The organism is Thermoanaerobacter sp. CM-CNRG TB177, from assembly GCF_018588165.1.
Lineage (GTDB): Bacteria > Bacillota > Thermoanaerobacteria > Thermoanaerobacterales > Thermoanaerobacteraceae > Thermoanaerobacter > Thermoanaerobacter thermocopriae.
In genome coordinates this window covers 42095-62274 of record NZ_JAFCAC010000045.1, presented here as the reverse complement: position 1 = coordinate 62274, position 20180 = coordinate 42095, and the positions used below count along the sequence as shown (strand labels likewise).

The 20180-nt window shown below is 35.9% G+C and carries 30 protein-coding genes; 1 reads left to right on the top strand and 29 read right to left on the bottom strand.

Going from position 1 to position 20180, the window contains the following annotated elements:
- Window positions 1-32 precede the first annotated feature (32 nt).
- Window positions 33-227, bottom strand: a complete 195-nt coding sequence (locus I4N53_RS04060; RefSeq protein WP_214495664.1) for a helix-turn-helix domain-containing protein — start codon at window positions 225-227, stop codon at window positions 33-35.
- 146 nt (window positions 228-373) lie between these two features.
- Here I4N53_RS04060 and dinB point away from each other — a divergent pair, with 146 nt between their 5' ends.
- Window positions 374-1615 carry a DNA polymerase IV gene (gene dinB, locus I4N53_RS04055; RefSeq protein WP_214495663.1) on the top strand — a complete coding sequence of 414 codons (1242 nt, stop codon included), beginning with the start codon at window positions 374-376 and terminating at the stop codon, window positions 1613-1615.
- A 48-nt stretch (window positions 1616-1663) separates the two neighbouring features.
- Here the strand turns inward: dinB and I4N53_RS04050 are convergent, their stop codons facing one another.
- The 28 genes from I4N53_RS04050 to I4N53_RS03915 form a co-directional block, all read right to left on the bottom strand.
- On the bottom strand, window positions 1664-1927 hold the full coding sequence (locus I4N53_RS04050; protein WP_214495662.1) for a Txe/YoeB family addiction module toxin: 264 nt from the start codon (window positions 1925-1927) through the stop codon (window positions 1664-1666).
- Window positions 1912-2169, bottom strand: coding sequence for a type II toxin-antitoxin system Phd/YefM family antitoxin (locus I4N53_RS04045; protein WP_214495661.1), 258 nt, complete (start codon window positions 2167-2169; stop codon window positions 1912-1914). Before I4N53_RS04045 ends, I4N53_RS04050 begins: the two co-directional genes overlap by 16 nt.
- Before the next feature lie 78 nt (window positions 2170-2247).
- Window positions 2248-3147: a hypothetical protein gene (locus tag I4N53_RS04040; RefSeq protein WP_214495660.1), complete on the bottom strand. Its 900-nt coding sequence runs from the start codon at window positions 3145-3147 to the stop codon at window positions 2248-2250.
- A 95-nt stretch (window positions 3148-3242) separates the two neighbouring features.
- Window positions 3243-3428, bottom strand: a complete 186-nt coding sequence (locus I4N53_RS04035) for a PspC domain-containing protein (RefSeq protein ID WP_214495659.1) — start codon at window positions 3426-3428, stop codon at window positions 3243-3245.
- Window position 3429: 1 nt separating this feature from the next.
- The gene (locus tag I4N53_RS04030; protein ID WP_214495658.1) at window positions 3430-3819 is read right to left on the bottom strand and encodes a helix-turn-helix domain-containing protein; all 390 of its coding nucleotides are present in this window, start codon (window positions 3817-3819) and stop codon (window positions 3430-3432) included.
- A 776-nt stretch (window positions 3820-4595) separates the two neighbouring features.
- The gene (locus I4N53_RS04025; protein ID WP_214495657.1) at window positions 4596-5144 is read right to left on the bottom strand and encodes a hypothetical protein; all 549 of its coding nucleotides are present in this window, start codon (window positions 5142-5144) and stop codon (window positions 4596-4598) included.
- Window positions 5122-5346, bottom strand: a complete 225-nt coding sequence (locus tag I4N53_RS04020) for a hypothetical protein (protein WP_214495656.1) — start codon at window positions 5344-5346, stop codon at window positions 5122-5124. The genes I4N53_RS04025 and I4N53_RS04020 overlap by 23 nt, the downstream gene beginning before the upstream one ends.
- Before the next feature lie 89 nt (window positions 5347-5435).
- Window positions 5436-5783: a hypothetical protein gene (locus I4N53_RS04015; protein WP_214495655.1), complete on the bottom strand. Its 348-nt coding sequence runs from the start codon at window positions 5781-5783 to the stop codon at window positions 5436-5438.
- A 299-nt stretch (window positions 5784-6082) separates the two neighbouring features.
- Complete coding sequence (locus tag I4N53_RS04010) at window positions 6083-7087, bottom strand: ParM/StbA family protein (RefSeq protein WP_214495654.1); 1005 nt, start codon at window positions 7085-7087, stop codon at window positions 6083-6085.
- A 20-nt stretch (window positions 7088-7107) separates the two neighbouring features.
- Entirely contained in the window at window positions 7108-7575 is a 468-nt protein-coding gene (locus tag I4N53_RS04005) for a single-stranded DNA-binding protein (protein ID WP_214495653.1), read from the bottom strand.
- 81 nt (window positions 7576-7656) lie between these two features.
- Complete coding sequence (locus I4N53_RS04000) at window positions 7657-8427, bottom strand: helix-turn-helix domain-containing protein (protein WP_214495652.1); 771 nt, start codon at window positions 8425-8427, stop codon at window positions 7657-7659.
- 41 nt (window positions 8428-8468) lie between these two features.
- A complete protein-coding gene (locus tag I4N53_RS03995; protein ID WP_214495651.1) occupies window positions 8469-9020 on the bottom strand; it encodes an HD-GYP domain-containing protein in 552 nt (183 codons plus the stop codon).
- Between the two features lie 65 nt (window positions 9021-9085).
- A complete protein-coding gene (locus I4N53_RS03990) occupies window positions 9086-9547 on the bottom strand; it encodes a hypothetical protein (RefSeq protein ID WP_214495650.1) in 462 nt (153 codons plus the stop codon).
- Window positions 9548-9618: 71 nt separating this feature from the next.
- A complete protein-coding gene (locus I4N53_RS03985; protein ID WP_214495649.1) occupies window positions 9619-9801 on the bottom strand; it encodes a hypothetical protein in 183 nt (60 codons plus the stop codon).
- Between the two features lie 42 nt (window positions 9802-9843).
- Window positions 9844-10092 (bottom strand): SpoVG family protein, encoded by a 249-nt coding sequence (locus tag I4N53_RS03980; RefSeq protein WP_214495648.1) that lies wholly within the window; start codon window positions 10090-10092, stop codon window positions 9844-9846.
- A 26-nt stretch (window positions 10093-10118) separates the two neighbouring features.
- Window positions 10119-10550 (bottom strand): prepilin peptidase, encoded by a 432-nt coding sequence (locus tag I4N53_RS03975; RefSeq protein WP_214495647.1) that lies wholly within the window; start codon window positions 10548-10550, stop codon window positions 10119-10121.
- 10 nt (window positions 10551-10560) lie between these two features.
- Complete coding sequence (locus tag I4N53_RS03970) at window positions 10561-11364, bottom strand: CpaE family protein (protein WP_370623299.1); 804 nt, start codon at window positions 11362-11364, stop codon at window positions 10561-10563.
- A gap of 126 nt (window positions 11365-11490) precedes the next feature.
- Window positions 11491-11865, bottom strand: coding sequence for a hypothetical protein (locus tag I4N53_RS03965; RefSeq protein WP_214495646.1), 375 nt, complete (start codon window positions 11863-11865; stop codon window positions 11491-11493).
- Window positions 11866-11981: 116 nt separating this feature from the next.
- Window positions 11982-13034: a hypothetical protein gene (locus tag I4N53_RS03960; protein WP_214495645.1), complete on the bottom strand. Its 1053-nt coding sequence runs from the start codon at window positions 13032-13034 to the stop codon at window positions 11982-11984.
- Between the two features lie 42 nt (window positions 13035-13076).
- Window positions 13077-13571 (bottom strand): hypothetical protein, encoded by a 495-nt coding sequence (locus I4N53_RS03955; RefSeq protein WP_214495644.1) that lies wholly within the window; start codon window positions 13569-13571, stop codon window positions 13077-13079.
- Window positions 13572-13591: 20 nt separating this feature from the next.
- On the bottom strand, window positions 13592-14638 hold the full coding sequence (locus tag I4N53_RS03950; protein WP_214495643.1) for a hypothetical protein: 1047 nt from the start codon (window positions 14636-14638) through the stop codon (window positions 13592-13594).
- The gene (locus I4N53_RS03945) at window positions 14635-15042 is read right to left on the bottom strand and encodes a hypothetical protein (protein ID WP_011026176.1); all 408 of its coding nucleotides are present in this window, start codon (window positions 15040-15042) and stop codon (window positions 14635-14637) included. Before I4N53_RS03945 ends, I4N53_RS03950 begins: the two co-directional genes overlap by 4 nt.
- Before the next feature lie 60 nt (window positions 15043-15102).
- On the bottom strand, window positions 15103-15330 hold the full coding sequence (locus tag I4N53_RS03940) for a hypothetical protein (protein WP_214495642.1): 228 nt from the start codon (window positions 15328-15330) through the stop codon (window positions 15103-15105).
- A gap of 371 nt (window positions 15331-15701) precedes the next feature.
- Window positions 15702-16301: a hypothetical protein gene (locus tag I4N53_RS03935; RefSeq protein WP_214495641.1), complete on the bottom strand. Its 600-nt coding sequence runs from the start codon at window positions 16299-16301 to the stop codon at window positions 15702-15704.
- A 64-nt stretch (window positions 16302-16365) separates the two neighbouring features.
- Window positions 16366-17112, bottom strand: coding sequence for a type II secretion system F family protein (locus I4N53_RS03930; protein WP_214495640.1), 747 nt, complete (start codon window positions 17110-17112; stop codon window positions 16366-16368).
- A gap of 15 nt (window positions 17113-17127) precedes the next feature.
- A complete protein-coding gene (locus I4N53_RS03925) occupies window positions 17128-18057 on the bottom strand; it encodes a type II secretion system F family protein (RefSeq protein WP_214495639.1) in 930 nt (309 codons plus the stop codon).
- Window positions 18045-18896, bottom strand: coding sequence for a hypothetical protein (locus I4N53_RS03920; RefSeq protein ID WP_214495638.1), 852 nt, complete (start codon window positions 18894-18896; stop codon window positions 18045-18047). The genes I4N53_RS03925 and I4N53_RS03920 overlap by 13 nt, the downstream gene beginning before the upstream one ends.
- Window positions 18862-20157, bottom strand: a complete 1296-nt coding sequence (locus I4N53_RS03915) for a ParB N-terminal domain-containing protein (RefSeq protein ID WP_214495637.1) — start codon at window positions 20155-20157, stop codon at window positions 18862-18864. Before I4N53_RS03915 ends, I4N53_RS03920 begins: the two co-directional genes overlap by 35 nt.
- Window positions 20158-20180: the final 23 nt, after the last annotated feature.

The window sequence follows — 20180 nt, the reverse complement described above, 5'->3', positions numbered from 1 at the left end:
GTTAAGAGCTGGCCTATATGGTAACCTGCATATCAAGACTTAATTTTAAAAAACCTGGTGGGACAATTTAAAACCGTTTTATAATAAATTTCTCTGTACCGTGGAAGTGTCTCTCCTAATTCATATCCCTTTATAGTCCTTAATGAAACTCCTATTTTTTTTGCCAGTTCCTCCTGAGTCAAGTTATGACTTAAGCGTAATTTTTTTAACTTTTCTCCAAATTGCATACCTTACCCCTTCTTTTAAGTGCAATTAAAATGCACATTATTTTAAATATTTCTTGACAAGTGTAAATAAGTTGCACTATAATTTAAACAGGCAACTCAGTTACACTAAGTATATATCTAATTGCACTTTATGTCAAGGTGATTTTATGGATCGAATTATATTACATTGCGACATGAATAATTTCTATGCTTCTGTTGAGACCCTTTTAAATCCAAAACTGAAAGGAAAGCCTGTAGCAGTATGTGGTTCACTGGAAGAAAGACATGGCATAGTTCTATCTAAATCAGAAGAGGCTAAAGCTTTTGGAGTCAAAACCGGAGAAGCTATCTGGCAGGCAAAACAAAAATGCCCTGATTTATTAATTGTATCGCCTCACTATGAAGAATACTTAAAATACTCAAAGCTGGCAAGAGAAATATATTATGATTACACTAATCAGGTGGAACCTTTTGGTATTGATGAATGCTGGCTGGATTGTACTGGAAGCGTACATTTATTCGGCTCCGGTATTGATATTGCAAATCAACTGAGAAAAAGGATAAAAGAAGAATTGGGACTTACCATTTCAGTTGGAGTAAGCTTCAACAAGGTTTTTGCTAAACTGGCAAGTGATTTAAAAAAACCTGACGCTACGACAGTTATAATGCGTGAAAATTTTAAAGAAATTGTTTGGCCTCTAGAGGTTTCAGCCATGATAGGCATTGGCAGGGCTACCACAGCAAAATTGCGAAGTTATGGAATAGACACTTTAGGAGAGCTTGCCAAGTCACCCCCATCTTTTTTAAAACACCTTTTAGGCATTAATGGGATTACTCTCTGGAAGTATGCCAATGGAATGGATGATTCAATAGTATATGATGCGGACTATAAGGCACCTGTGAAAAGTATTGGTCACGGAGTTACATGTACAGCCGATCTTGTAAATAATGAAGAAGTTAAAAATGTGTTTATGGAACTTTCTTTTAATGTATCTAAAAGACTTAAAGAAAATGGGCTTGAAGCCAACGGAGTACAAATAAGTGTCCGTGATGAAAAATTTTTTACAAAACAGTATCAAACCAAAACTCCTTATCCCATACAAAATTCAATTGAATTAGCCCAAATTGCAACTGAATTATTTATAAAAAGATATGACTGGAAAACAAATGTACGTTCACTTGCAATCAGAGCAATAGATTTAACCAAAGCAGGGGCAGGCTTTCAAATGAAATTGTTTTGTGATTATATTTCTCACGACAAAAAAGAAAGACTGGATACAGCAATTCAAAAAATAAAAAATAAATATGGCAAAAAGAGTATTACCTTTGCTTCTCTCATGGGAAATATTAAAATGCCTGAAGAAATAACCGAAGTTATAACTTTGCCGGCAGGTGTTCATCTTTTATAGTATTTTTGTTTTTAAAAAAACAAACTACCGGCATAAAACATATACCGGTCAATCATAATGTGTCCACATCCTATAGATTTTTACGATTTTTTCTTTTTCTAAAACTTCATAAATTATTCTATGCTGAATGTTTATTCTTCTTGACAGTTTTCCCTGCAAATCTCCCTTTAATTTCTCATAAGGAGGAGGATTTTGGTAAGGATTTTCTTTTAATATTTTTAAAATTTCTTTTGCTTTTTTATCTAATCCACACTCTTCTAGTTTCTTTGCATCTTTTAAAGCATATTTTGAAAACTTTAGTTTATATCCCATCCTAAGTCTTCCTCATCCTTCCATTCATCTAATGGAGTTTTATCTGCATCCATAATACTTTCTTTCAAGTTAGGTATTGATAACAAATACAATGTTTCTTGAATTGCGTTCCAGTCTTCTTCAGAAATCAAAATTGCGTTACCTTTTCTAGAAGTTATTTGGATTGGTTCGCTGTTTTCCCTTACTTGCTCAATTATTTTATATATGTTCTGCCTTACTTTTGTTACAGGCATTGTCTTCATTTAAATCACCTCTGTAGATAATTATAACGTACATAAAAACGTACGTCAATAAAAATTTTTAAAAAGAGATATTACTTTTTATTTTTGCATTTCTATAGTCTTTATACTACACTCAGGAAACATCTCTTTAAACATTTCTTCCTGTTCTTTTAAACATAATATCTCTATTTCCGTCGCTTTTGTATATCTGTACTGTGCCAGCATTAGATAATTTTTTATCTTTGCAATCTTTTCTATATCGTTCAAAATTAAAACCACGACTTCTTTGTCTCCCACCCTGAAATCTGCTTCTTTCCAGTTCGGTTCTTTTAAGTTGCTTACATAAACCTTTATTGCAGCTTCTTTTATTAAGTCTCTTTTTCCATGCTCTTTTAAAAGCTCCACTCCGTACGGATAGGGTAGCAACAGCTGCTCCTTTAATCCCAGTCCTTCTACGCCGTATCTCTTCCTTGCTTCTGGACTTTCATAAAACACTATGCTCCTGTATATGCCTAACTTGTGCAGCTTCTCCTGTTCGCTTTTTACAGCGTCTATCTTTTCTCTGCTGGGCTCTTTCCCTATGCTGTACACTGCGTACTCTGTACGTCCTATTAAAAAGCCTAAAAAAATGCTGCTTCTGTATATTGAAGGCTTCTGCTCTTTTATTTTACGACTGTCCACAAAGCGCCAGTCCGTTCTTAAAAAGTCAAAGTAAAGGTCGCTTATTCTCTGTACACGTTCTTTCTGTCCGTGTGCTGTAGGAATCCCTTTCCTCTTTAAGCCTATGCTCCTTACGTACTCTATCCCTTTTGAGCCCAGCATTACGTACCCTTTCAGCCTCCTTATGTAATGGGCTTTTCTTAAAAGCGCTATCCTTTTTAAGTAGTATGCCTTTGTTTCGTATATGTGAGAAAGGTTTTCTACCTTTATCATGCTCAGTTCCGCCAGCATTTCTAAAAGCTTTTTATCACGTTCTGTTAACTCTACATTTACAGGCATCTGGTACTCTCCTTTCCGGTTTTAAATAATTTTCGTTAAAATTTTAACAAAGTCTTGTAGCAGGATTTCTTTAACTGTATTTCACCTATTGAATTTTATTTTTCTTCAGGGATCACTGCCCATGCAAGCAGATATAAAATAATTCCAGTACCCCAAAAAAGTGTGGTGACTGCCCAGATAAGCCTAACTACTGTGGGGTCTGTTCCCAGGTGCTCTGCTATCCCTCCGCAAACACCTCCTATCATTCTGTTCTTCCTTGAACGAACAAGTCTTTTCTCCATTTTAACTTCTCCTTTCTGTAATTTTGTTAAATTCTGGCCTGTTTTTAAGCTTTTCATCCATGCTGTACATTGTATCTAAATTCATGACAAATTGATTGGCAAATGCAATAACTTCTAAATCTTCATCAGAGATTTTATATGTTCCAAAGCTTACCGTAATCTGTTCTTTTGAACTTTCATTATCACCCAGTAAATACTTACAACCACAACCATATAACATGGCAAGTCGTTCTAAAATATCTATACTGATTTTTTGTCTGCCTTTTTCATAACATGCAAACTGCCTTTGACTGATCCCCAGATATTTTGCTACCTGTTTTTGAGTAAAACCTCTCTGTCTGCGTAATTCCCACAACCGCTTGCCTATTTCCCTGTATATTTCTTCCTTCATAAACATCACCTCAAAGTTTTATAAAATGCTATAAATACATTCCTGACACGTCCAAAAAGAAAATAAAAAAGACAAAAAGCTCAATTAAAGTCTTACAAGGCTTTTGAAAAGCCTGCCTTTCTTTTGCTGTACTTTGCTAAATATTCACATGCCATATTTTGGCACCTTCTCCTTCGGTGAAAGCTTTCTTCCACTGCATGAAAACCTGCTGTGCCTTCCTGTTTGTGTTTCTTTGCTGTGCCAATAAAACCCTTCTTACTTTGTATCTTCCTTCCTCTGCCCAAAACCTTTATATGGCTTTTCCGCTCATTTCAATTGCAGCGCTGTAAAAGTACTCCTTACTTAGTAACTCTCTCCTACTGCCTTAAACCTGCAGAGCCTTATCGTTTGTGCTGGTCTGTCCTGTTAGTGTAGTTCTTTCTATTTAGTCCCGTTCTTTTACTGTACCAAACTCCGGCAGCTGCCCGCCTGCTTATCAGCAGGCAGACAGCTGCCTAACGGCTGCTTTTATTTCCAGTAAATAATTGTCTAATTCTCTTAAGCTGTTGTACTAAAATAATCGAACCCCCATCTGGTTTGATAAAAAAACCATATCGAAAAACTTCCATTGATTATTTTTCGCCTTTTTGTTTGCAAGAAAATGCAGTATTTTTAATGACTGGCAGTAGATAGAACACCTGTCTTTTTTACCTACCTGTCTTTAAATTGCATTTTAAAGATATGTTAACCGGTATATTTTTAAGGCTATTTTGGACATAGAAAAAGATAAGTTAAACCTATCTTTCGTTCAAAATTTCGTATAATTTTTCTGGAAAATTTTCATACTTAATAATGAAAATTTCTGTTTTAGGTTCACTGCTAAACTGAGCATTAAATCCATAAGAAACGTATTTGTAGCTGTCATCTGTAATTACCCCAGCATATCTTATCCCATCTATTATAGGTTTTATATCACGATTATCTACATCTATGTGCTGATCAGGAAAATAAAATTTGATAAAAACAAAAACACGTTCAAAAGAAACCTTATCTCTTATTCTTTTTAAGGCAAACATTACATTATTAACCCATCTTTCTTTCTCTTTATCTTTGATTGTTTTAAATCTTGCAGGGTAATCCATCACAGTTAATTTTACGATTTCTCCGCTGTCCAGAATTTCAACTTTTACATTATCTGAAGGAAGAATGTTGATAGGTTCTTCTCCTGCTTTAATTTGATAATTCAATGCCCAGTAAAGTTCCATTCTTGCTTTTTCAACAGCACTGTACGCATTTAAAAGATGTTTTGCTTCGACTTCTACTTTACCTATCATTTCTTTCTCCATAGAAACCACTCCTTTCCATCTTTTCAATTTTATCTAACAAAAGTTCTATTTTGTTTAAAGCAAAAACAGTCCTGTCCCAAAACGTGTAATAAAAATTCAGTGCTTTTCTTGTAGTTTCGCTCATGTTCCTTTCGTTCCAGATAGGTGAATCAACGTCTACACGAACGTTCAGCCTTTTCTTCTGCTCCTTCCTTTTTACCATCGTATTACACCTCTCCTTTATTTCGCACAATGTACTGACTTCGTTCTATTAAAACTTGCAATACTCAATAAAAAAAGACTGATGAATGCTCACATATTGAGAAAGTCATTCACCAGTCCTTTTAAGATTTCTTCATTGGTTTTCTTTTTATTGTTTTTATCATGCTCTAACAGTACGGTATTTTTATTAAAATCTGCAACTGCCGGCTGGGTTTTAATCATTTCTTTTATTTCTGCGATGTCTGCTGAGAGTTTTTCCATTTCTTTCTGCATTTTCTGTATATTATCCGACATTTTATTTATTATTTCTCCATTTTTTACATAAAATCGGAGTGCTTCTCTTATAAAATTTGTTCTTTCTTTTCCCTGTAGAGTCGAAAGAATTTCTATAATTTGTGGATCCTCGCTGCTGTTGATACGAAAACTATATTTATTCATATACACCAACTCCTCAAGGGTTTAAATGGAACCGCCCATAAGCCCTGATTTTCAATAGTTTAAAAGCTGTTTTATTAAAAAATGGTTCCAGTTTTAAAACAGCAAAGTTAAAGCAAATAAAAGTGTCCCCACTTTTTCAGAAAAAGCGCCTCAAACGCTTGATTTTTAAGTCCTTAATAGCGGAGACACTTTTATTTAATGGTGGTTCCATTTTTCTTTTTAAAAGCCGTATAACCCTTTCTAATAAAGGCTTTAAAGCTGGTACCACCTTACCACCTTACTCAGTTTCTTTTTGTGAATTATTTTTGTATTTCTGCAACCTTTAGAAATCCTAGTGCATTTGCAAACTGAGCATCTTTTACTAGTTCTACGTTTGTATGAATGTCTTTCAAGTGGGGATACAAGTCGGCGCCCCCTCCACCTGCAACAAATATAACCAGCACCTTATCGAGTATTCCTTTTAAGCTTGTGTATATTCTCTTTTCTATTAATTTTGCAAGTTCTCTATTTAAAGCGGTTATTTCTTCAGTAAAATCTACATATTTACCCTTGAAGTAAATGCTCCCTCTGTTTAAAATTGTTATAAAATCTGCTGTGTCAAGATTAGATCCAGTCTTACTGCTGTAAATCTGCTCCATTGCAGTGAATATCTTTGAAATTCCTACATCAATAGTTCCTGACAGGTCTGCAAGGAAGTAAGGCCTGTCTTCTATAAAAAATACGACGTAATCTGTAGTTTTAAAGCCTATGTCAATCAGCACTATATACGAATCGCTTAAAAGGTATTTGTCTAAATCCTCCAGCAAAGCGTAATATACTGCACCTGCTGCCTGTGGGAATACAGTAACCTTTTCAAATTCTACTGTTTTCATCAGTTTATACTCCGGCAGTGATACAAGCGCTTTGTAGTTTTTTAGCTCTTCTTCAAAAGCTTTTTTATATGCCTGAAACTGCTTTAAAGGGAGGCCGGTAACAAGGTTTACTGACTCATTTTCGTTAAGTGTTAAAAGAAGTACTGCTGCTGATAAAAGTGCCCTTGCCTCAGGTTCAGTGTATTTATCTATGTCCAGTGCAAATGAGTTGGAAAAACCTTCTCTTCTGGCAAGGTTGCCAATGTAATAGGAATTTTCACCGTCTTTATCAATTATTTTTACATGCAGGTTTTCTATTATGTCATTTGTGTTAAAAATGCCTGCAAGTGGTCTGTCAAAGCCTATGGACACTATTGATGGAAAAATAATTCTTTTGTTCTGGCTGTTTACTCCTTTTACGTAACCGAAGCCCAAATCAAGCCCTATATTCATGTATAAAACCCTCCTTTGAGTTATTCTATGTTACTAAAAAGATTTTCCAGGTCTTCTTCTGTAATTTCCACAAAGTCTTCATCTGCAAAATCGGGTTCTTCTTTTGCAGTTTCAGATTCTTCTATAACTTCTGGTTCTGATACAGGTTCTTCTTGTTTTTCATTTCTAGGCCTTGCGAGTAAAGAAATTTGTTCTGCAACAACTTCCAGTATACGCACATTTTTTCCTTTGCTATCTGTATACCTTCTTGCCTGTAATCTCCCTACAACTGCAATTAGTGTGCCTTTTACTGCATACTGCTCCAGTATTTCTGCAAGTCTGTTCCATGCGACAATTGGTATAAAGTCTGTTTCACGATTACCTTCCTTATTGGTATAGTTTCTGTCTACTGCAAGTGAAAAATGGACAACAGGATGCCCGGAAGGAGTTATAAGTTTTTTCAAATCTTTTGTTGTTCTTCCTACCAGCATGACTTTGTTAAGGCTCATTTTATACATCTCCTTTCTTCACTTAAGATTATACATTTATTTATTTTTACTGTCAATAAATAAAATTAAAAGAGGCAGAATTTATTCTCCTGCCTCTTTTTCTGCTTTTTCCAGCTTAAACAGCTCGTTTACGTCAGTGCCAAGGGCATAAGCCATTTTCAGCGCAGTTTCTATACCCGTACTACCTTTCCTTATTTTTACTATGTTGTACACTTCCTGAGGACTCATATCCAATCTTGTTGCAAGCTGGACCCTTTTTAAACCTTTTTTCTTGAGTACATTATCTACATATACTTTCACATCCATTTTTTTAAGCTCTTCTTTTATTTTTTCATCTTGTTCCTTTTCCTCTTTGGAAACTCTGGTATAAAGAGTTTTGCCGGGCTCTTTATACTCCTCATCGATTTTTCTTAAAGTATAAAGTCTGTTTACATCTACTTCTAAAGCATAAGCCATTTTTAAAGCCGTCCTTATACTTGTTGACTGATTTTTAGTGAGTATGTGAATGTAGTTTGGAGACACGTCAAGCATGTTTGCAAGGCGCCTCAAAGATATACCTTTTTCATTTAAAACCTCTTTTATATGGTTCCGGAATGTGTACTGCTTCAGTATGTCCCTTATTTCTTCGTCCTTTTTTATTTCTCTTAATTCTTCTAAAAGCAGATCTTTACCTTCAAAATCTTCTGCTCTTTCTGTTATGTCTATAAAAAGCTGCGTATCAAAAAGAAAAATGTTGCATCTCGGACAGGTAAGCACAGGCACGTTTTCAGCCCTATGCCCGTCCACTTCAAAAGTTTTATATACAGTTACAAGTTCTCCTCCACATTTTGGACATCTTATTGGACGAATCATCTTTTGCACCTTCTTTCTGTTCTCCAATAAAGATTATATACTCATTTGTTGATTTTGTATACCCTTAATTTTATAAAAATGTCCGCAATTTCTGGATCAAATTGTTTTCCGGAATTTTTCTTTATTTCTTCCAAAGCTTCTTCAAAACCCAAAGCCTTTCTATAAGGCCTGTCATTTGTCATTACATCAAAAGCGTCTGCTACTGAAATAATACGAGAAAACAAAGGGATTTCTTCGTTCTTTAAACCCATATAACCCTGTCCGTCAAAACGTTCATGATGGTATAAAACTGCTTCAGCAATACTGCTATTCATTTTTTTGCTTTTGACGTATTCAAAGCCAAAAAAAACATGTTTCTTCATAATCTCCATTTCTTCTTTATTTAAACTTTCAGGTTTATTAAGAATTTGTTGTGGAATCCAGAGCTTTCCCACATCATGCAGTTGAGCTGCAAGCAACAGTTCCAGCAGATTGCTGTACGGCATGTTCAGAGCCTTTGCAATTTCTTCACATAGCTTTGATACACGCATTTGATGTTGCTTTAGAGGTTCTTCGATAGCTGTTGTATTTATTGCTGCAGTATACAGCTTCAAATAGATCATCCTTTCTTTTAAAGAATTTTTATAAAAAAAAAGAGAGACAGGAATTGTCCTGCCTTTCAGCTGCTTACTGTGCTTTTGCTCAGCTTTTCAAATGCATCAGCAATTATTTCTTCTATTGCAAAACCGTATTTTTGGTAAATGTCTTCATTTTTCTTTTTCCATTCGGGTGATAACCGAACAGAATGAACTTCATTTGAGTCTGTACAGTATGTTATTGAACATCCTGTATTAATTTTTTCACTTATTACCCTGCAGTGATAAACTCTGTACCAGCTTTTTTCTGGTATGTATATTTTCTCAATATTGATTTGAAGATTTTTTAAAAGCTTTTTTGCTCTTTTCTTTGCAATAGCCTTTCCAAGATAGAAAAAAATGATTAAAACTGCCAGCAGTAGCAGTGGCAGTCCAAAAAACACAATTCCTGCAGTAAGATAAGCTGTATCCCATCCTTTTATAAAACCTGCAATAATGTATCCTGCTAATGTCAAAAAGTATATCCAAATATACATATCTGCCATGTAAAACCCCTTCCTTAAAAAAATAACCCGTATTATGGTGATTTCTTGATTTTAACCCTCACACATGTACATTAACTGTTTTGTCTTTTTGTCTGTTTTTTAAACACTGCTGCAAATCCAATTCTTTTGACATTGTCATAGCCCATATAACTGTACCCCTGTTCCTTAGCTTTCATAACAACAGCAGCAAGCTCTTTCCATGTACAAATACCCTGAACGTACATTTTATCCCTGTCTTTGTATTTCTTTAACATTTTCTCACCCTCTTTAAATCTGTTCCAATAATAAAGAGGCGGTTATTCCGCCTCTTTGTATGCTTTTATTACGCTCTCTACTATTTCCTGCCTCAGCTCTCTAGTCAAAGGAAACGCCACCAAAGAGCGCTTGCCTTCTTTATTAACATGATCTGGAAATGCCACAATTAACCCGTTTCTCCCCTGTATCACACGGGCAATTACTGCAAAGGAATCATCAAATACCACTCTTGCAAAGCCTTTTAATCTTCCGTTTTCATATTTTTGAAATACAGTTTTGGTTATTTTCATAAAAAAAAACATCTCCTTTCGCTTTTTTAAAATGTCAAAATTAAGGTTAAAACAGCAGCAACAAAAATTGAAGGTGCAAAAATTGTTTCTGTCCTAAAATAAGTTCTGTCTTTGATTCCTTTAAATACTCCGTATATAGTTGCTGTCATCCCGGCAATAAGAAGTAAAATCATAATACTGCTTCCAAAAAAGAAAGCTAGTGCAGTGAGTAGCTTCACATCACCTCCCCCCAGTTGCCCATTTGTGATGATATATATTGTAAAAAGTATTGTAAACACAATAAACATGTAGACAAAACTTTCCGTAAACCTTCCCGGATTTAGAAAGGCATTTAGAATTATTCCATAAGTCAATATTGCAGCCGGTATCCAGTTATCTATTTCTTTTCTTTTGTAATCTGTCCATACTGCACAGGCTGTCAGTACAATTACCGGAAGGCTTAGAATAGTTGAATGCATTCTGCTTCGCCTACCTTTCCAAAATTTTTTCAAGCTCTTTTATGGTAATGCAGTTAAAGTCTTTGTAGTAAAGCTTCCACTGTCTATTTGGAGAGTTTATTACGACAAGGAAGTCTTCATCCAGTTCTTTTATTCGCCTTGCTTCACTTACAAGCCCGGATGATACTATAATCTTTCTGGTCGAGTTTTCTAAAACAGTATTAATAATTTCATCAATCTTATTAGGTAAGTCAAAAATTATAACGTCAAAAGCAGTTCTTGCAAATCTTATAATGTTTTCTACATCCTCAGGTTTTATATCTTTTATAAAACTCAATTTAGGAGGAGCCTGAATTATTGAAATATTTGGGCTGTACTCAATGAGGTTTTTAAAGAAACTTTCTTTTGTCCTTTCTTTTAAATACACTCCTATGTGAGGAATAACAGGCAAATCCAATAGAAAGCTTAAATCAGAGCCTCCATCCTGAAAATTGAAATCTATTACAAGAATTTTTATGTTTTTATCAAACATTTCCATCAGCCTTTTAACAGTAGTAGTCTTTCCTACTCCACCTTTTACGCTCCAGACAGAAATTATTTCCTGCCTGAATACTTTTATCTTTTTGTCGTCTATCGTGATGTTTTTTAAATAGTCTTTAACACTGATTGCGTTATCAAAAATTCCTGAGTCATCAAATCCGTCATTTATTATAACGTCATATTTTTTGTGTTTTGCCTTTATCAAAGCTGATTCAAGAGATAGAGCAACATCGCAAGGCTCCTTATTTTTTACTGTTTCAATTGTTTTTAGATTGTTTGATATAAGAAGGTTCAAAGGCATCATCTCCTTACATAAAAAATTTTTCATATAAAAATAAAGACACCGAAAACAGATATTTCCTGTCCTCGGTGTCTTTAAAATGAGGAGAGTTGAGAAATCTCCCCACAGGGGAGGCTAATATTATGAATTTTTATTTAAAACACTAGTTTTAGTATGTTTAGTCACTTTTGCATTTTTCTCTTTGCTGCCTTTTGTATGTTTAACTGTTTTTGCAGTCCTTATATTATTAGCTTTTGTTACTTTCTTACTTGTTTTTGTATTTTTAACCGTTTTGTTTTTCTTATTTGCTGTTTTTGACTTCCTAGCTGTTTTCGCATTTTTAACCTGTCTCGTCTTCTGAGATGCCTTTGTATGCTTAACTGCTTTTGTGTGTTTAACTGTTGATACAACATGTGAAAAACTGTTTGTTGTACTTCTGGTATTACTTGCTAAAACCGGAAACGGAGAAACAAGCAAAGCTGAAATCAAAGCTGCTGCAACTGCTTTTTTGAACATTCACTACACCTCCAGATATGTTTAAGTTGATTATAACAAAAAATGTATCGAATCTGTAAAATGTTTATTATCATTCTATTAAGGCAAATACGTAATTTTACACTTTTTATAAAAAATCAATTTTTAAGTTCATACTGTGGTATAATCTTTTCATACTCTGTCCAGTGTGGTGAATCCGTATACTGTACATCTTGCACCGTTTGATATGTTACTGTTGTCTCCCAGTGTGAAGTATCCTTCCAGTATCCCGGTTGATCCACTACTGTTTTCCAGTAGCCCGGCTGGTCTACAACTGTTTCCCAATGTCCCGGAGGTTGTATCCATTCATAATTAGGACGTAATTCATAATACTGATAAACTGTATATCCCACCCAATACCAACCAAGGCTTACTCCATAATCCAAATAATCGCTTCCATTATAATCACCTCTAAGTAAAATTACATTTGCATCTCCTCCAAAACCACCCCATATAATACTTATAGTTCTCCAATTACTTATAGCAACTTTACTACTATATTGGTTTTCATAATAACTCTCTGCACTTCCATATTTATAATACCAATAAGGATCCGGAGGAGTAGAAGGAACTGTTTTTGGAGTATTATTTATTATCGAAGAAATACTAATATTTAATGAAGGTACTGGGAAATTTGTATATCGAGGATTATTAAATGTTTGATGCCAATTTCCGTTTAAATCAAAAGTACCAAGTTCAAAAGAGCTTCCGGTTACATATTGGAGCCCCCATGTAGTATAATCTCTTCTATACTGTTCTATAACATGATAAAGAGTAAAATTTTGCAGTTCATATTGCCCCGGTGGCTGTACCCATACCTGATGAGTTACGGGCGGTACCCACTCCTGATGTGTTACAGGTGGTACCCATTCCTGAGACTGAACCCACACTGCTTGAGCAACCGGGACTTGCTGTGATACAGAAGTGTATCCGCCCTCATGTACCCATTGTCTTGTCAAAGACGTATTTGTACTGTTGTCCTGCATTATTGCAGCACCGGATACCCCACTGCCTTGGGCAGGCATATAATTAGACCAGCCGGAACTTTGTATGGTTGAATCAGGTACAGATGGGAGATTTGCGTCTGCAAAAGCTGATACTGGAAATAAAAGCAGGAAAACAGCCATTGCTATTACAGCTATTCTTTTCAAGAAACCTCACCTCCTTATAAAAAAATAACACCCTGCAGGGTGTTAATATCTTACAACAGCAATTATTTTGTCGCCTTTTACAAGCATTCTTACAACGTCACCCGCTTTAAAATCATCCGGGTTATATTTTTTGATATTTTTAAGATTATCAATAGTTTGTTCTGTTGTTTTTGGTGTTACGGAATAAAATTTGCCATTGTTTAACGTAATTCCGTCATTGCTTGCTTCTTTTACAACATCTATTATTTCAGTTCCGTCTTTTTCTTTTGTTTCTTTGTGCCCTGTATAAACTACAAGATATTTTTTATCACCTGCTGAAATAACATACGCTTTATTCCCTTTTTTAACGTCTGAAACATCACCTACTGCAATAATTGTATCGTTAAGATTTACTTTTTGTCCGCCTACTGTTACTTCACTGCCTTTTACCTCTTTTATTTCCTGCAACTTTTGTGTCTCAATCTTTTTTGTCTGTCCGCAGCCTATTAGACTCAAAGCCAGAACTGTTATTAAAGCATAAATTACGTATTTTTTCATTTTATCATCACCCTTCCTTTCTATTTATTTATTTTTCTAAGCGCTGCTCTTCCTTCTATAGAAAACACTACATAGTTATTTCCCCGCTGGGCATCCCGCAGTTCATAATGCGACGTGTCAACCCACTGAAGAGAAGAATAGTTAAGAGGCATATTCTTTGGAGCAATCATCCCGACATCCTGCCAGTCCTGCCCATCTTGAGAAAGCTGCCACGTTTCATCAGTGTGAAGAATCACGTTCCCGTTTGAATCTGCTATTGAAGCTATAAATGCACTGGGATTGTCTTTTCTACTGCTTGTTGTAAAAGAAAAACTGGCAGCAGGTTGTCCCTGATATAGATTTTGCACGTATGCTTTCACTTCATGAGTACCTGCTGGCAGAAAAATACTTGTAGAATAACCTGTTCGCCAGTTGTTACCACTTAGAACCTGTTTACCATCAACGTACAAGGTAAAAACGTCATCCGCAGTGGCAGTTATAGTTACTGTTTGAGGTTTAGAAAGGGTAAAGCTCTGCTTAAACCAGTAAGCACCAACATTTTCAACACCCCAGATCCATTTTGCGTTACTGTCTTTCCAGTTTTGTATTACTCCCCAGGGACCCGTTCCGTATACATTAACCGACTGATTGTAGCCTGTTTGAGGTAAATAGTTGTTTGTGTAGTACCCTGACCTTACTAAAACCTGCCTTTTTCCCGGCAAAACAGGCTCTTTGTACTTTGTTACCACGTCTCCTGTAATTACTAAATATTTACCTTCAAGATGTGCAGAGGCATTCTGAAGTGTGTAGCCTTTTGATTTAAAAAATTCTACAGCTTTGTTTGCTGCTGCCTGAAGCAGGTTAACATCTATTTGTCCTGTTGTATTTAAATTTTGAGACTGGTACTGATATATTTCCCAGGCTGCTTTATTTGCTGCCTCGTCTGCAATTGTGTACAAATAGCTTCGTTCTAAAATAAGGCGGGTAGTATTGGTCTGGTACATATAAAGCATCAATGCTATTACGAAAACAAGGAAGAAAAATACAAGCATTCCATTGCCTCTTTTATCTTTTAAAAAACTCTTCATGGTCTTTCCTCCCATATTTGAGTGCTTGAACCATAAACTGTTTTGGCCTGAAGTGCAGAGAAAAACTGCGGTACAGGGAATGAAACCTGAACTGTTACCGGATCTCCGGGATTGTTAGGTGTCTGCACCATGGTAACCTGAACCTTGCTTTTCCATCCCAGAATAAACCCGTTTGCAAAGTTTTGGGCAGCCTGCACTGCTGTTGCATAGGGAGTAGGACTTCTTGCTGCTGACCTGGCTGCTTCAAATGCTGCCTCATTTACAGCAAGCTGCAAAACTCCAAGGACAACGAGCTGGATGGCCATTGCAAATAAAAGCATAAGAACTGGTATTAAAGAGGCAGCTGCAACGTATTCAGAAATTCCTCTTCTGTCTTTTAAAAGCCTTTTAGCCTGCACAAGCAAAATTTATCACCTCCTGATAAAAATAGAGTGGGAAAGAATACCCCCACCCTATCCTTTGTTTTACTTCCCGGATGCAACGCTCTGGAACAAGGACGACATGCTGCTTAATGTGTTGTTCCAGAGGTTGGATATTGTGGTTCTTGCATTAGGTATTACAAGCACTGCTATTCCTGCTACAAGTGCTAAAAGTGATGCTACTGCTACGTACTCATTTAATCCCTTCTTGTCTTTCTTTAAATTTGTTAATGCTGTCATTACTTTTTTTGTAAATGTTAAATGTAAGTTCATTGTACATAAAAAAACCTCCTTAAAAATGTCGTTCAATAAAAAAGGCATACCTTTTCAAAAAGGTATACCTTTAATGAGTTCCAAAGACTTTTGAAAAGCTTACTATAAACGGGAAAATCACAAACACAAAAAGCGGAACAAAAAACCTATAAGTACCGGAACTGCCATTACGTTATCAAGTGCGGATGCCTTTGCTGTCTTTTCGTTTATCCTGTCCTCTTCCAGAGCGTTTACGATGTTTCCGGATATTTTTAGGTAGTCTGCTACGTCCTGAACTGCTTTAATTTTTTTGTTTTTAAAAATTTTTTTGTTTTAAAACCGGCAGAGAGTAATCCCTGCCGGTCATACAGCCTTAAAAATCTTTTGTGCTTTTACTGAGCAACTGGCGGTTGAACAGGTTTTGTTATTGGTTCAGTTGTAGACCCGATTCCCCTAACAGGAGTTCCAGAACCGATTGGTGTAGGAACAAATGGTGTAGTGGAAGGAGAAGTTGTGGAGCTGGTTCCATCACTTACAGGTGGCTGGACAGGGTTTGTTACCGGGTTCCCAATTGTTGTCCCTGATCCAGTTTCTACTCCTGTAATCGGCTGTTTACCCTGTGCAGGGTCAATTATCGATGTATCCTGCAAGGGCTGCGTGCCGGTTGATGGAGATGGTGTTGTAGTATCACTTACAGGCGGTTGCACAGGATTTGTTATTGGTTCAGCTGTAGAATTGCTGCCACTTACAGGAGTTTGATTATTAGTTGAGCCTGTAAATGGGTTTAGCATAGATATGTTACCAAGTGCGTCATTCCACAAGTCGGATACTGTAGTTCTTGCATTAGGTATTGCGAGTACTGCTATCCCTGCTACGAGTGCTAAGAGTGATGCAACTGCGACGTACTCGTTTAATCCCTTTCTGTCTTTCTTTAAATTTGTTAATACTGTCATCACTTTCCTATAAATGTTGAATGTGGGTTCATTGTACATATAAAAACACCTCCTTAAAAATGGCGTTCAATAAAAAAGGCATACCTTTTTGAAAGGTATACCTTTAATGAGTTCCAAATATATTTGAAAAGCTTACTATAAACGGGAAAATTACAAATACAATAAGAGGAATGAAAAAACCTATAAGCACCGGAATTGCTATTACATTGTCAAGCACGGATGCTTTTGCTGTCTTTTCGTTTATTCTGTCTTCTTCAATGTCTCTCAAAAGTTCATCAAGCTGCTCTGCAAGCCCCTGAGACGTTTCTGAAGTCTTTATGAGTATTTTTACGGCACGCTGAAAGTATTTGTTTAGACTTTTTTCTGCAGCTTCTTCAAGGCTTAAAGAAAGAGGTATGCCGGCATCGGCTTTCTGCAGTGCTTCCTGTATTATTTCTTTCATGTACCCCTTTTTGTTCTCTACAATGTACCTCATTATGTTTTCTACAGGCATTCCTACAGAAAGGCCTGATACAAATGTTTCAAGAATGGCAGGAAGTTCATTGTCTGCCATAAGCCTTTTTTTGTACTTACTTACAGTATCTTTATAGCTTAAGTACATTATAACAGGAATGCCAAGCGCAAGAACTAAAAAAGGCTTCATCAAAACAGGAACAAAAATAAAAGAGAACAAAAGAAGAATTAATGAAAAGCCGAGAACAAGCGAAAAAGTAGAAAGCAGCTCAGCAGCAGAAGTAACTTTCATAAAAAGCACATTAATCTGTCCTACGGCTTTTATTTCTCTGTCTATTCTTGTAAACACGTCTTCTCCGGTTATTTTTTTGATTGTGTTTTCCTTAAAAATTTTCATTTTCCGCACCTTCCTTTAAATGGAACTTATTTGTTTATCAATTGCTCTAAACACAAAAACTGTAGTTACTACATAGCTTATGATTATATAAAGCAGTACCAGTTTTCCTGCTGTAGTGGTGAATGCTTCTGCGTACATTTGCCCTGATGTATAGGTTGAAAGCATTAAAAGAATTGTAATTGCAATTATCATTACTACAGTGCTTTTTGTGCTTTTCATAAATGAGCTTATTTTATTATTCTGCCTTATTCTTTCTTTTATCTTGGCAGACATTTTCTGACATATATCTGCCGTATTTGCCTTCATCTGCCCTGCAAATACCATTGAGTCCACCCATGCCTCCACAAGAGGGCTTCCAGATTCTTTTGCAAAATCTTTCAGTGCTTCATAAAGGCTTATCCCTGCATCAACCTTAGCTACAATCTTTTTGATCTCGTCTTTCAGGGGATTTTCTGTAGTGTCTATCACCTTTTCCAGAGCGTTTACGATGTTTCCGGATATTTTTAGGTAGTCTGCTATGTCCTGAACTGCTTCAGCAAATTGCAGATTAAATTTAACGTATCTTTTCTGGGCAATTTTTTCAAGGACAAGCGGTACGGATATAAAAATTAAGGCAGGAGCTAAAAATGCCCAGAAAACTTCATTTTTGATAATGAAGAGAGCAAATATAAATGTGTTTAGAACAGACAAAAACAAAATGAGATTTTCAGCATCAACTTTTTTTATTCCTGTTCTTTTAAGAAGAATGTCAAAGTTTTTCAGCACTTTCCCAAAACCTAAGACTTCTAAAGTGTTAAATTTTCTTTCCTTTGGTGCTATGAGCTGCCTCTCCATTCTTCTTATTATTTCCTGTTTTTTATACTCTTTCAGCAGGTACAAAAACATTATGATGGAAAAAGCGCTTAAAGCAGTTATCAGTGAAAGCAGCAGTATCAACTTAAGCACCCCGCTTCCAGCTGATTTAATTTATTTTCCTGAACAGAAAAAGAAGGTTTAGGTAGTTTTAAATTTTCTCTGTAAATTTCCAGAATGTCATTTTTTATTATTTTTCTGTACGCAAGATAGATCTGGTACTCTTTTTGAGATTTAAAAATTTCATAGGACATTTTCATCTGCTGCTTGAAAGTTTCTTCTATGCTCTGCTTTATTGCAAAAACTGCCTCTTTTACTTCTTCTATGTTATCGTACCCATAGTTTTCTCTATAGTTTTTGGCGATTTTCCCTGTTATTTTTCCAATGCTTTTAAGAAGCTGCCTTGAAAGCTTTATCTGCCTTACATAAGCCTTTGCTATGTCTGTTTGAAGTGCGTTCATATCATAAAGGTATTCCAGCAGTTTTGTACCTAATACTGCAACTGCCTGCCAGTACCACTGCTCATTTTTGAAGGATTTAGCAAATTCATCAGCTATTTCTTTTTTCTTCACAAATGTTTCATCTGTCAGCAGTTCTTTTGCGTAGTGAACAAAATAGCTGAAGTATCTTGCCTGCCAGATGCCGTTCTCAAAATGTTCAGGATGTTCAAGCTTGTACCTTGTAAGTACGCCTGCTCTTACTTCTTTTCCCTTAGTACTGTCATTTATCCAGCTTATCAGCCTCTGTTTGGAAGTGAGAGCTTCGTCCGTGCTGCTGTCCATGAGTTCCGAATAATGTATTCGTGAATACTGCTCTGCCATGAAAACTTCAAATGCAATGTTGTATCTTTTTAAAATTTCTTCCCTTATTTTTGCCTCATAAAATAACTCCGGTTCTTTATAAATCGCTGTCGGAGTAGGCTGTGTACTCAACTTCTATCACCTCATCTTCCCTTATTCTCCATTTTGAAAGCTTTCTTATACCTTCTTCTAGAGTTCTTATTGCTCTTTCTAAAAGCATTTGTGTATTCTTCTCATTAACGGGATTTCTCTTTTCTAAAAGCACTTCTACGGCTGCAATCCTACCTGCTACTTCCTGAGAAAGATCTGAAAGAGCATGTGTGAGCTCAAAGCCCCATTTTTCTTCTTCAAATGATCTTTCATATTCACGTGAGAGCTCTATAAATTTGTCTCTTTCTTTTTTCAGCGTTTTATTCATCTCTTCAAGCTTTTTCAGGCTTTCCAAATACTCCTGATTTTTCTTTTCTAGTTCTTCTTTTTCTTTTAACACCTGATTAAGTTTTTCAGTAATGTGATTTGACTGCTCTGTTATCGCTTTTAAAGCTTCTTTTAACTGTCTGTAGTCATCCGGTTCTTTCTCTATAATTTTGGGTTTTATGTTTTTAAGTTTTTCTTCAAGTTCTTTTTTGGAGCGTTCTAATTTCTCTTTTTCTTTTTTAAGCCATTCTACAGTTTCCTGCAGGCTGTAAGATGTTCTTTTATACTCCTCAAGCTGCTTTTTTATCTCCTGCACTTCATTTCTTTTGAGTTCTGCTATTGATTCACCCAACACGTCAAAAAGTTCTTTCTGCTGTTCAGGTTCAAGATATGCAAGCTGCTCTCCTGCTTTTGTGGTTAGTTTGCCTTCTTCAACAAGTTTCTGGAGTTCGGGTATAAGTTCATTCAGCTTTTTAAGTTCAAAATATCTCCGCCTGCTCAAACCAGTATTTTCAATAATTTCTTCTTGGAGTTTTTGGGAAATATTAGGTAATGCTTGTGCGCTGAGCGCACTTCCACCTCCTAAATATTGGTTATTGCCTTTCCTGATACCGTATATTCGCTCCAATTCCACTACACATCTTGCCAGCTTCATAGGATTGAGATTACCTATGCCTCTCTGTCTTAGGTTTGTTTCAATTAAATCCTTTAACATCCAGTCCTCTTTTGTTAATCCATTTTTATCCTCATAAGTTTTAATTTCACAGGGTACTTCTTGTAAGCCCAGCTCTTTTGCTGCTTTCAATCTCTGATTCCCTGATATAACAACATAGTCCTGTGTCACTATGAGAGGCACTATTATACCACTAGTCCTTATGCTTTCAACAAATTCCTGCCAGCGATCTCCTTCTATGTCGTCAAAAAATTCTTTGTTGCGGGGGTGTTCTTTTAACAGTTCAACTTTTATCATTCCCATAAAATGCACGCTCCTTTAAAAAT